The sequence below is a fragment of the Pseudomonas sp. genome (assembly GCF_017744435.1).
GTDB lineage: Bacteria > Pseudomonadota > Gammaproteobacteria > Pseudomonadales > Pseudomonadaceae > Aquipseudomonas.
Genome location: NZ_JAGIBG010000058.1, coordinates 1 through 11,603, shown reverse-complemented (window position 1 = coordinate 11,603; position 11,603 = coordinate 1). Strand labels below are relative to the sequence as shown.

Annotated in this window: 11 protein-coding genes and 1 pseudogene; 6 read left to right on the top strand and 6 right to left on the bottom strand. The window is 64.2% G+C overall.

Translation table 11 applies throughout. The features are described from left to right. Positions 1 to 366: 366 nt before the first annotated feature. The 3 genes from J7573_RS25240 to J7573_RS25230 all read right to left on the bottom strand — a co-directional run bounded on the left by J7573_RS25240 (position 367) and on the right by J7573_RS25230 (position 3,426). Complete coding sequence (locus J7573_RS25240) at positions 367 to 1,578, bottom strand: MFS transporter (protein ID WP_294341244.1); 1,212 nt, start codon at positions 1,576 to 1,578, stop codon at positions 367 to 369. An 87-nt stretch (positions 1,579 to 1,665) separates the two neighbouring features. Continuing rightward, a complete protein-coding gene (locus J7573_RS25235; RefSeq protein ID WP_294341243.1) occupies positions 1,666 to 3,003 on the bottom strand; it encodes a hypothetical protein in 1,338 nt (445 codons plus the stop codon). Positions 3,004 to 3,135: 132 nt separating this feature from the next. Beyond that, positions 3,136 to 3,426 (bottom strand): hypothetical protein, encoded by a 291-nt coding sequence (locus J7573_RS25230; RefSeq protein WP_294341241.1) that lies wholly within the window; start codon positions 3,424 to 3,426, stop codon positions 3,136 to 3,138. A 98-nt stretch (positions 3,427 to 3,524) separates the two neighbouring features. Here J7573_RS25230 and J7573_RS25225 point away from each other — a divergent pair, with 98 nt between their 5' ends. Together J7573_RS25225 and J7573_RS25220 are read left to right on the top strand one after the other, a co-directional pair. Continuing rightward, positions 3,525 to 3,839, top strand: coding sequence for a DUF2388 domain-containing protein (locus J7573_RS25225; RefSeq protein WP_294341237.1), 315 nt, complete (start codon positions 3,525 to 3,527; stop codon positions 3,837 to 3,839). Between the two features lie 43 nt (positions 3,840 to 3,882). Beyond that, positions 3,883 to 4,362 carry a VOC family protein gene (locus J7573_RS25220; RefSeq protein ID WP_294341233.1) on the top strand — a complete coding sequence of 160 codons (480 nt, stop codon included), beginning with the start codon at positions 3,883 to 3,885 and terminating at the stop codon, positions 4,360 to 4,362. 6 nt (positions 4,363 to 4,368) lie between these two features. Here the strand turns inward: J7573_RS25220 and J7573_RS25215 are convergent, their stop codons facing one another. Continuing rightward, on the bottom strand, positions 4,369 to 5,355 hold the full coding sequence (locus J7573_RS25215) for a LysR family transcriptional regulator (protein WP_294341230.1): 987 nt from the start codon (positions 5,353 to 5,355) through the stop codon (positions 4,369 to 4,371). 160 nt (positions 5,356 to 5,515) lie between these two features. Between J7573_RS25215 and J7573_RS25210 the strand changes: the two genes are divergently transcribed. Further along, entirely contained in the window at positions 5,516 to 6,742 is a 1,227-nt protein-coding gene (locus J7573_RS25210) for an aromatic ring-hydroxylating dioxygenase subunit alpha (RefSeq protein WP_294341228.1), read from the top strand. 123 nt (positions 6,743 to 6,865) lie between these two features. Continuing rightward, positions 6,866 to 8,212: a dimethylsulfonioproprionate lyase DddP gene (dddP, locus tag J7573_RS25205; RefSeq protein WP_294341225.1), complete on the top strand. Its 1,347-nt coding sequence runs from the start codon at positions 6,866 to 6,868 to the stop codon at positions 8,210 to 8,212. 147 nt (positions 8,213 to 8,359) lie between these two features. Here dddP and J7573_RS25200 read toward each other — a convergent pair whose 3' ends face one another. Continuing rightward, entirely contained in the window at positions 8,360 to 9,424 is a 1,065-nt protein-coding gene (locus tag J7573_RS25200) for an AbrB family transcriptional regulator (protein WP_294341222.1), read from the bottom strand. 124 nt (positions 9,425 to 9,548) lie between these two features. Between J7573_RS25200 and J7573_RS25195 the strand changes: the two genes are divergently transcribed. Then, positions 9,549 to 10,451 (top strand): LysR substrate-binding domain-containing protein, encoded by a 903-nt coding sequence (locus tag J7573_RS25195; protein WP_294341217.1) that lies wholly within the window; start codon positions 9,549 to 9,551, stop codon positions 10,449 to 10,451. Here the strand turns inward: J7573_RS25195 and J7573_RS25190 are convergent. Continuing rightward, positions 10,448 to 11,335: a LysR family transcriptional regulator gene (locus tag J7573_RS25190; protein WP_294341215.1), complete on the bottom strand. Its 888-nt coding sequence runs from the start codon at positions 11,333 to 11,335 to the stop codon at positions 10,448 to 10,450. The genes J7573_RS25195 and J7573_RS25190 overlap by 4 nt on opposite strands. Positions 11,336 to 11,469: 134 nt before the next feature. Between J7573_RS25190 and J7573_RS25185 the strand changes: the two are divergent. Then, positions 11,470 to 11,603: pseudogene (locus tag J7573_RS25185) on the top strand (muconate cycloisomerase); the annotation flags it as partial.

The window sequence follows — 11,603 nt, the reverse complement described above, 5'->3', positions numbered from 1 at the left end:
GGTGGCGCACAGTCACCTTTCCGCCCTTACGGCGGGTCACTTTTTGACTGGGCAAAAAGTAACCAAAAACCCCGGCTCCCATCATCCGGCCCCTGCGCTGCGCTCCGGGGTCCCCTCGCTCCGGCGCCTTCCGGGCCCGCGCGGCCTACGACTTGCTGCGCAAGTCTACATCTCGCGCCTTCGGCTGCGCCGAAGGGGTGCTGCGCACCCTGGCCCTCCAGACGCCTGCGCTCGGCCTCCTGAAGTCGCACTCTGCGTCGCCTGAACTATCGCGCGCTTAAAAGAAAAAGCAAAAGCAAAAGCAAAAGCAAACAGCAAACAGCAAACAGCAAACAGCAAACAGCAAACAGCAAACAGCAAACAGCGTTAGCCAACTTGGTTACTGGCTTGAGTTTCTCCCTGCAGGCGATTGCGCTCCTGCAGCGACGAGGCCAGCAGGTAGGCGATGGCCACCAGCGTCAGTACCGGCAGCATGGCCAGGCGCAGGCCGAAATGTTCGCCAATGAAACCCAGCAGCGGCGGGCCGACCAGGAAGGCCAGGTAGCCCGCCGTGGCCGCCAGGCGTACCCGTTGATCGCCACCTGCGCCACTCTCGCCCGCCGCCGAGATCGCCAGCGGGAAGCCCAGCGAAGCGCCGATGCCCCAGAGCACCACGGCGGCAGCGGCCACCCACTGCACATCGCAGAACACCACCAACGCCAGGCTCAGGGTGCCGATCAGCGCGCTGGCACGCAGGGTGAAGGTGCGGCCGAAACGGCGGATCACCGGCGCCCCGGCAAAGCGGCCAAGGGTCATGCCGATGGTGAAGACCAGGTAGATCAAGGTCCCGGTGGTTGGCGCAAAACCATGGCCATCGATCATCAGCAGCGGCAGCCAGTCGTTGGCCGCGCCTTCCGCCAGGGCCATGGCCAGCACCACCAGGCAGATCAACAGCAAACGCCGGTCCTTCAGCAAAGTCGCCCAGTGCAACGCATGAACGTCACTGTCCTGTCGTTCGTCAGGCGCTTCGCTGGCCCGGGGTGCGTGCCCGATCAGCACCAGGGTGGCAATCGCCGACAGGCCGGCCATGGCCAGCAAATGCCTATCCAGCGGCACTTCGGCTGCGGTCATGGCCATGCCGGCCAGGGCGCCGACCAGGGTACCGAGGCTGAAGAACCCATGTAGCGTAGTCATGATCGGCGTATCGATGGCGCGCTCCACCGCTGCACCTTCGATGTTGGCCGCGATATCCGCCCAGCCCATGCCCAGGCCAAACACCTGCAAGCCGGCAAAGGCACACCAGGCACTGTTCAGGTCACTGCTCGCCGCCAGCACGCATAGCCCGCCCGAAAGGCCCAGCAGGCCCAGGCGAAGCGTGCGGTTGGCACCCTGGCGGGCAATCATGCGGCCGGCGCTGAGGATGCCCAGCATGGCCCCCGAAGAGAACCCGAACAGGATCATGCCCATCTGCTCGGTGGAAGCCTGCAGGCCGTCACGCAGGGCAGGGGTGCGGGTAACCCAGGTGGCCAGGGTCAGCCCGGGGAGCAGGAACAACAGGTAAAGCGCATGGCGGGACCAGTGGGTGAGGGTGGCAGGCATTCGAGGCTCGCTGGGTTTATCGTACGGCTGTACGGCAAAATCGTACGGGCGTACGAGGCATTGGTCAATGCCTGCCACCGGTGTCGGCTAGGTCGTCACCAAGGTCCTGGCCAGGCAGTCCTTGCAATTGACGATGGTTTCCCGTGGCCCTGGCTGCACGTGTACCAGGTTCGACCCGCACATGGCGCAGAACAGCGTGCAGCCATTACTGTCCGCGTACCCCGGCAGTTCCGCGATGTAGTCGCTGACCTTGCGGCACAGGCCATGATCATGCTGTTGCAACAGCACGTCGAACAGCGCCTGGCTGAAGCCTGAGCGCGGGGCGTGGCTGTCGTAGCGCGATACCGTGAACTGCCAGTCCTCCCGGATGGCACGTTCGCTCAGCGACAGCATGCTCCCGGGAATGGTGTTGGCGGCATGGAGTTTGTTGACCTGGGCGCGAGCCACGAATGACAGCGCGCCTCGTATGGCGGTGTTGGTTAGCGACCAGATGTGCCGCACAGGGTGCGTGTCGAGCAGCTGCGCTGCGACTTCGGCGGCTTTCTTCCTGGCCTCGAAGGGCAGGCCGTGTTCCGCGCTCCGGGTGGCGATGTAGGCGCAGACTTCTTCGTTGCAAAGCAGCTTGATGGCCGTGACGAGTTCGTCGTGCCATTGCGGTTGCGGGCCATCGGACAATGCCGTGTGCAGCGCGCGATACAAGGGGCCAAGGCCGGCCCGCTGCGGGTCATCCAGGCTGACATTGGCAATCCAGCGGACCTTGTTCTGCCAGGCCTTCGGTGTGGGGTCGTCGCTGAAGGCCTCCAGCGGCGAGTCGGGGTCGACCAGCAGGATCTGGTCCTCGTGCAGCGCCAGCAGGATGGTTGAATCCATGCCCAGGGATGGGCTGACACGCGCATCCCCGGTGGATTTTTCCGCCGCCAGGATGCAATCCCTTTGCGTATCCATGCGTATTTCGAGCACGGCCAGCAACTGCAACTGGCGGGTGATCGACAGCGTGTGCAACGGCACAGGCAGGCGCTTTGCCAATGACCAGTGCTCGTTGATGCGTTTGCGCTGCTCCACGGCCTTTGCCTGCCTGGCCCGTTCACGCGCCGCCAGGCAGGGCTGGCAGGCGCAATCGCGTTGCCATCGGTTGCGTCCCGGGAAGTAATGGCGGTGGGCGCAGTTCGGGCAGTAGGCCAGGTTGTCGTTCCAGCTGTTGGCCGAGCGGCTTTTGCGCCGCTCGTACAGGCTGACTTCGCAGTAAGGGCATTCGAGTTCGGCGCACGGCACCGGGGGAAAGGCCTTGATCAGGCTGCTGGGGGCGATGTCGATGGCGTAGCGTTCGAGCAGAACCGCGATCTTTTCACCGCCGATGTATTCGCTGTACAGCGCCTCGATCTGTTCGGCGCTGAGGTGCTGCAACTTTGATTTGAAATCCGACAAACCTGTATCTCCCTGCGAAAAGTCGCTTGTGAGGTTCGTCAGGAATGATGCAGTGCCTCGGAATCTGTGGGTTGTAGGATATTTCTTTGCAGTTGGTAGGCTGTTTCTGATCGTTACCCTGGTCAGCGACGGTTATCGGGGGGGACGGTGCGTCCGCCGCCCAGGAGCCTGACCGAGATCGTCGGGCACGCCGGTGGTCAGTTCGTCGGGCAACGGTGGCATTGGCGTTACCTCCCGTGCCCAGAGCACATTGCGCTTGTGTTCGAGCCTGAAACTGAAACGTTGGCCTATCGCCGGCGTGCAGGAGTGATCCAGCAGGTCCTTGCCCTGTAACAGCGCGCAACACTGGTTTTCACAGAGAATGCAGCCAAAGTCCTTGTCGGTGCAGAACCAGGCAACCCGGCCGTGGGTGATGCTTTCCATGGTGCAGATCCCGTGTCGTGGGCCAATGCTCGTCAAGCGCATGGTCGCCGAGCGGGCGGCTGTGCAAAACTGGCATTTTTATCAGGCGGGCCTGCCACGTGAAGCGAACCGGTTTATCGAGCACCCTGGTCCTGCTGTGTTGCAGCCAGGCCTGGGCCATGGATGGCAAGGGCAGTGTGACCGACCATTTCACCATTGGCAGCAGCGTGGGCACGGCGGCGCTCAGCGAGTCCACCAGCCATCCGCTGAGCAGCACCGCAGCGGCGCGGGACGATGCCCTGGCCTACGTCGCGACCAACGGTCGCCTGTGCGGCCCGCGCCTGCAACAGGCGCTGCGCGACTACCGCCAGGCCCATCCGCAATCGACGCTCAGCGACCCTGAACTGGCCATGGCCATCGCCAGCCAAGGCTGAAGGGCTAGACTCAAGGCTTTCTGTTGTTCCATGGAGCCTTGCCATGACTGCCAAGAACACGATCTGCCTGTGGTTCGACAAGGATGCCGAAGAAGCGGCGAATTTCTATGCCAGGACCTTCCCCGACAGCAAGGTCATCGCGGTGCACCCGGCACCTGGTGACTACCCCTCGGGCAAGGCTGGGGACGTGATCACGGTCGAATTCACCGTGATGGGCATACCCTGCGTGGGGCTCAATGGCGGCACCACGTTCAAGCACTGCGAGGCGTTTTCCTTCCAGGTCAGCACTGAGGATCAGGCCGAGACCGACCGGCTCTGGCATGCCATTGTCAGCAACGGCGGCAGCGAGAGCGTCTGCGGCTGGTGCAAGGACAAGTGGGGCATCTCCTGGCAGATCACCCCGCGCATTCTCATCGAAGCCATCGCCAACCCCGACAAGGCCGCTGCCAAGCGGGCGTTCGACGCCATGATGAACATGGGCAAGATCGACGTGGCGAAGATCGAGGCTGCATTGAAAGGGTAGGGTCGATCACGCCTGGGCGTCGGCCTCTTCATGCAGCGACCAGTCGAACTGCTCGATCAGCCAGTCGCGCAGCTTGCAGCAACTGGCATCACGGCTCTTGGCTTCGCTGAGGCTGAGGTAGTGGCGGGTGTCGCGGTGCACCAGGGTGTCGCTCACCGGCCGCACCAGCAAGCCCTGTTCCACCAGCGGCGCGACCAGGTAATGCCAGCCCAGGGCCACGCCCTGATGGTGCTGCGCCAGCTGCATCAGCAGGCTGTAGTCGTTGGCGTTGAACAGTTGCGGTGCATCCGCGTCGCGCCGATCGAGGTCGATGTCCTGATAGGCGAACCAGACTTTCCAGTCCACGTGTTCGGCCACCTGCGAGCGGCCGAACGGGCTGAGGTTGAGCAGGGCGGTGTTGCGCAGGCCATCCAGCGTGCGGATCTGTGGGTGCTGTTCCAGGTACTGTGGGGTGCACACCGGGTAGATCACGTCGCAGACCAGCGGCTGGCTGAAGTAACCCTGGCCGCTCTTGGCCATCTTGCAGATGATGATGTCCGGATTGACCCCGTTCTCGAGGGTCAGGAAGTTCTGCGTCGTCACGATGTTCAGGTCGATCTCGGGGTAGGTCGCGAACAAGGCCGGCAACTTCGGCCCGAGCCAGAAGTTGGCGAATGCCGGTGAGCAGCACAGGGTGACGCGCTGCTTGGGCGACTCGCTGTGGCGGATACGGTCGGCCGCCAGGGCAATGTTGGTGAACGACAGCTGCACGGCGTCGTAGAAGATCGAACCGGCCGGGGTCAGCTCGACCGCACGCCCGGCGCGGTTGAACAGTTCGGCCCCCAGGTGCTCCTCAAGGTCGCGGATCTGCCGGCTGATCGCCGCCTGGGTCACACACAGCGCTTCGGCCGCGCGGGTGAAGTTCTGGTAGCGGGCGGCGGCGACGAAGGCCTTGACCGCGCGCAGCGAGGGCATCTTGATCAAGGTCTGATCGGGTTCTGTGTGCTTGACCATACGTTTTGGTAATCAATTAGCCCCAGAAAATGTCGATTCTTAGCGGCAAAACACTGGCAATAGACTGTGATCAGGCAGCAGCGATGACGCTTTGTTATTCGTTTTAGAGACTAACCGAACGAATCCCTGCATTGAAGTCCCACGCGGGAGAACAACAATAATGCAGCACACCGATGTATTGGACCTGATCGAGCAACGCAAACCTCAACATGGCTTGCCGGGGGCCGCCTACAGCGATGCGGGTCTGTACCGACAGGACCTGCAACAGATCTGGCACCGCGAGTGGATCTTTGCCGGGCACACCTTCGAGCTGGAAAAGCCCGGCCAGTACATCACCCTGCAAGTCGGTGACTACCCGGTGGCCGTGGTGCGCGGCAGTGATGGCCAGGTGCGTGCCTTCCACAATGCCTGCCGGCACCGCGGTTCCAAGGTATGCACCGAGGCCAAGGGCAAGGTCGCCAAACTGGTGTGCCCGTACCACAAGTGGACCTTCGAACTCGATGGCCGCCTGCTGTTCGCCGGCAACATGGGCCCTGATTTCAATACCGTCGAGCACGGCCTGATGCCGGCCCACTGTGAAGTGGTGCACAGCTACATCTACGTGTGCGTGGCCAAGGTCGCGCCGGACTTCGAGCCGTTTCGCAGCACCGTGTCGCCCTTTATCGGCCCGCATTACCTGGAAGACTGCAAGGTCGCCTTCGAGGCCAACCTGGTGGAGCAGGGCAACTGGAAGCTGGTGTTCGAGAACAACCGCGAGTGCTACCACTGCGACGGTACCCACCCCGAGCTGCTCAACTCGTTCGTCGAGAACGTGTCGGTGCAGGGCATTGGCGGCGAGGAAGACCCGGAGCTGGCCGCGCACTGGAACGTCTGCGAAGCCAACGGCATGGCCAGCCGCCTGGTCATGGACCCCGGTGGCCAGTACCGCATGACCCGTATCCCGCTCAACAACGGCGCCTCCAGCTACACCATGGACGGCAAGCCGGCCGTGGCCCGCCGCCTGGACCGCAGTGGTGTGGACAACATCGGCGCGTTGCTCTACTTCAACTACCCCTCGACCTGGAACCATTTTCTCGGCGACCACGCCCTGAGCTTCCGCGTGTTGCCGCAGGGGCCGGGGCAGACCTTGGTGACCACCAAGTGGCTGGTGCCCAAGGATGCCCAGGAAGGCGTGGACTATGACCTCGAGCGCCTGACCAAGGTGTGGATGGCCACCAACGACCAGGATCGCCGGCTGGTGGAGGGGACCCAGGTCGGTGTGACCTCGCCGGCCTACCAGCCAGGCCCCTATTCGGGCCTGGTGGAGAACGGCGTCAGCCAGTTCGTCGACTGGTATTGCGAGCTGATGGCCCGGCGCCTGAGCGAGGATTCGCCGCCCCTCGCATGACCCCACGGGCCAGCGCCGCTTTCGGGCATTGTCCTGACGACTTTGAGGGCGTTGGCCTGCCCGCAATCGCACATCATCAATACCGCTGTTTCCACACAATAAGACCAGGGAAAACCGCACGCCATGATGACATCACCGTTCTCGATCCCCGCCCAGGCCCGCCGCATCGACCCGTCCCGCCAACGCGCCGCCGCGCTCAAGGCCGATGGCTCGGTCGACGACAACGACCGCACTGAAATCGGCCCGACCCCATTGGCCTTCGCCGAATGGGCCAGGCTCGGCCTGCAGGCACCGCACCTGCCAAGCATGCGTGAGTACCGCCTGCAACGCATCCGCGAGCAACTCATCGCCCGCGACCTGGGCGGCATCCTGCTGTTCGACCCGCTGAACATCCGCTACGCCACCGACACCACCAACATGCAGCTGTGGACCACCCACAACCCGGCCCGCGCCTGTTTCGTCGCCGCCAGCGGCCATGTGGTGCTGTGGGACTTCCATGGCTGCGATCACCTTTCCGCGCACCTGCCACTGGTCAGCGAGTTGCGCAGTGGCGCGTCGTTCTTCTATTTCGAGACGGGTGATCGTACCGAGGAACATGCCAGGCGTTTCTGCGCCCAGGTCGACGAACTGCTGCGCACCCATGCGGGCAACAACCGCCGCCTGGCCGTGGACCGCATCGAGGTCGCCGGCCTGCGCGCCCTCGATGCGCTGGGCGTGCAGGTGCACAACGGCCAGGAAGTCACCGAGTTCGCCCGCCTGATCAAGGGGCCGGACGAAATCCTCGCCATGCGCTGCGCGGTGGCATCGTGCGAAGCTTCGATCGCCGAGATGCGCCAGGCCATGCGTGCCGGGGCCACCGAGAACGATGTCTGGGCTGCGCTGCATGCGGGCAACATTCGCCGTGGCGGCGAGTGGATCGAAACCCGCATCCTCAGCTCCGGCCCGCGCACCAACCCCTGGTATCAGGAGTCCGGCCCGCGGGTGCTCAGCGACGGCGACCTGCTGTCGTTCGACACCGACCTGATCGGTGTGTATGGCTTCTGCGTGGACATGTCGCGTAGCTGGATCTGCGGTGATGTCGAGCCCACCGCCGAGCAGAAGCGCCTGTACCGCATCGCCCACGAACACATCCACGTCAACGCCGAGATGGTCAAGCCCGGTGTGCGTTTCACCGAGCTTACCCGCAACGGCCATCGCCTGCCGGAAAGCTGCCGCGCGCAGCGTTATGGCGTGATGTTCCATGGCGTGGGGCTGTGCGACGAATACCCAAGTATTCGCTACCCGGAAGACCTGGAGTCCTATGGCTATGAAGGCGAACTGCAGCCGGGCATGGCGCTGTGTGTCGAGGCCTATGTCGGCGAGGTGGGCGGGCGTGACGGGATCAAGCTGGAGAACCAGTTGCTGGTGACCGAGACCGGGTTCGAGCTGTTGACCCATTACCCGTTCGAAGACAGCTTCCTGCGCGACTGAATGCACATCAATGATTGATCCAGCATGGCCCTGTGGGAGCGGGCGTGTCGGGGCGCCGAACCGCCGCGAACACCGGCGTAGCCGGTGCCAGCCACCGTGTTGGATTCTTCGCGGGCACGCCCGCTCCCACAGAGGCCGCGTCGCGCTTCAGGCTTGGGTCCAGCGTATGATCTGCCGCGCACAGAAGGCCCCGGTCAGAATCACCCCGAACAACCGCAACGTCTGCATCGCCAGCACCAAGCCGACATCGGCATGGGTCTCGACGGCGATGATCGCCATGGCATCCAGCCCGCCCGGGCTGGTCGCCAGGTACATCGACAGAAAGTCCGTACCCATTGCCAGGGCCAGCACGTAGGCACATGCGGCGCACAACACGATCAGCGCCACCGCCCCGGCAATCATGGTCGGCAGGCGCTTCCACACATAGCGCACGGTCTGCCGGTCGAAACGCAGGCCGATGTAGCAGCCAATGGCACCGTAGGCTATGGCCAGCAAGGGCTCGGGCAAGCTAATGGTCAGCAGCCCGCTCAGTTGCAGGGCGCCGCCGAGCAGCAGCGGTGTCAGCAAGGCACCGGCAGGCAGGCGGTTACCGAGGGTGATACCCACCAGCACCACGCCCAGGCTGAGCAAGCTGTTGGCCAGGTGCGGGCCTTCCAGCGCCGCCGGTGCATGGGCCGCCGCGCCTGCGCCCGGCGTGGCGCCGAGCAGGTGGCTGACCAGCGAGCCGATCATCACCACGCACACCACCCGCACATATTGCATGGTCGCCACCACGCGGCCGTCGGCGCCATTTTCCTCGGCCATCGACACCATCGCCGACGCCGCCCCCGGCGCGGTGCCCCAGGCGGCGGTGCTGCCGGGGATGCCGCCGAAGCGCACGGTACCGAGGCCGACCAAGGCGCTGAGCACCACCGTGATGAAGGTGGCGACCAGCATCAGGTGCCAGGACTGGGCCATCGACACCAGCACCGCCCAGGTCACCGAGTGGGCGACCAGCAGGCCGACGCAGCCCTGGCCGAAGCGGAACACCTGGCGGTGCAGGTGCAGGTGTGCGCCTGAGACGCCGAAGACGATGGCCACCAGCATGGGGCCGAGGAACAACCCGGCCGGTACGGCCAGGGCATGCAGCACCTGGCCGAAGGCACCGGCGCAGAGCAGCAGGGCGAGCCATTGGAAGAGGGATCTGGAAGAAGCGGGTAGGGCGGTCTGCAACGTGGATACTCCTTGCGCAGCGATAACGCGGGGCTGGCAGCGCCAGCGGAGAAAATTATCGACGGCGCAATCGATCAAGTCTATTTTCTACTTTCGATGAATCCATAACTGAAATTCATGAATCATGGACCTGCGTGACCTCACCTATTTCGAAACCATCGCCGAGCTGGGCCACCTGGGCCGGGCGGCGGAGAAGCTCAACCGCAGCCAGCCGGCGCTGAGCAAGAGCATCCAGCGCCTGGAAGAGTCGCTGGGTACCCGGTTGTTCCAGCGCGATGGCCGGCGCATCAAGCTCACCGATGTCGGCAAGCTGCTGCTGGCGCGGGGCAAGCAGCTGCAACTGAACATCGCCGAGACCGAGCGCGAGGTGCGCGACTTCGCCAGCGGGCTGGTCGGCAACATCCGCCTGGGCTGCGCGGCGAGCATGGCCGATCACCTGCTGCCGCACCTGACCGCAGCGTTGCTGGAACGGGCACCGGAAGTGACCTTGAAGCTGTCCATCGCCCAGGACGATGTGCTCAAGGAATCCCTGCGCGCCGGGCGCCTGGATGTGATCATCTCACCGCAGATCACCATGGATCCCGAGTTCACCACCTATCCCATCCTCGAAGATGAAGCGATCGTGGTGGCCAGCGCCGAACACCCGATCTTCGCCGGTCCCATTACCCTGCAGCGCCTCTGCCAGTACCGCTGGGTGCTGGCGGGACCGACGGTGACCGCCCGGCGCTGGATCGACAACGTGTTCATCGCCCACCAGCTGCCCGCGCCGCAGGTGCAGATCGAGACCAACGCCATCTCGCTGCTGCCCCGCCTGATTGCGCGTACTCAGCTGCTCAGCTTCGCCGCCCGCGAAACCCTCGAACATGGCTTGGGCATGTCCTGGCTGCGCGAGGTGCCGCTGAAGCAGACCACCATGCGCCGTACCGTGGCCGTGTCGGTGCGCACGGACGGCTACCTGTCGCCGGCGGCAGGGGCGTTGGTAACGCTGCTCAAGGAAAAGGGCAGCAGCTTTTTCGAACGTGGCTAGATCAAAGGCTCGCTTACGGCCTGCTGGGCGATCAGTGCCAGGCAGCGCTGCACCATCGGGCTGCTGTCGCCCTTGCGCCGGCTGAGGATGATCGGGCTGACCGCGCTGCGGTCGAGCAGGCTGGCGTACTCGATATCGGTGCGGTGCTGTTGTTGCACCGACTCCGGCACCAGGGTCACGCCCAGCCCGACGGCGACCAGGCCGATGGCGGTCTGCAGTTCGTTGGCCCACTGGCTGACCTTGAGGCTCATGCCGTGGTGGGCGAACAGCGCGAGGATGTGGTCGGCGTAGCTCGGCCTGGGGTTGGCGGGGTAGAGGATGAACGCTTCCCTGGCCAGTTGTTCGAGGGTCAGCGGCGTGCCGGCCAGGGCATGGCCCTTGGGTAGTACCGCCACCAACGGGTCTTCGCGCAGCACTTGCTGCTGGATCGCCGGGTCGTCGATGCGGATGCGGCCGAAGGCGATGTCGATGCGCCCGCTTTTCAGCGCCTCCACCTGCTGCAGGGTGGTCATTTCGCTCAGGCCCAGTTCCAGCTCGCTGTCCTTGCGCAGTTCGCGGATCAGCTCGGGTAGCACCGTGTACAAGGTCGATGGGGCGAAACCGATGCCCAGCCACTGGCGCTGGCCCTGGCCGATGCGCCGGGTGTTGTCGCTGATGTTCTCCAGCTGCTGCAGCAAGGTGCAGGTCTGCTCGTAGAAGAAGCGCCCGGCCTCGGTCAGGCGTAGCGGGCGCTCGCGCAGCACCAGCACCGTCCCGAGCTGTTCTTCCAGCTGGCTGATCTGCCGGCTCAGCGGCGGCTGGGCGATGTGCAGCAGTTCGGCGGCGCGGGTGAAGTTCAGGGTTTCGGCCAGGACCTTGAAGTAGCGAAGGTGGCGCAGCTCCATCAGACCTCCTGGGTATGGTGGGAGATTCATTTGATATTGGACGGCCCTCAGGGTCTCGCGCAATGCTTGAATAATCAAGTAAATGTAGTATCGGGTCTGCAGCCTGCGGCCTGATTTGACGGGACCTTCGAACCATGACAAACGCCCTGATCGAGCGCATCGACGCGATCATCGTCGACCTGCCGACCATCCGCCCGCACAAGCTGGCGATGCACACGATGCAGCAGCAGACCCTGGTGGTGCTGCGCCTGCGCTGCAGCGACGGCGT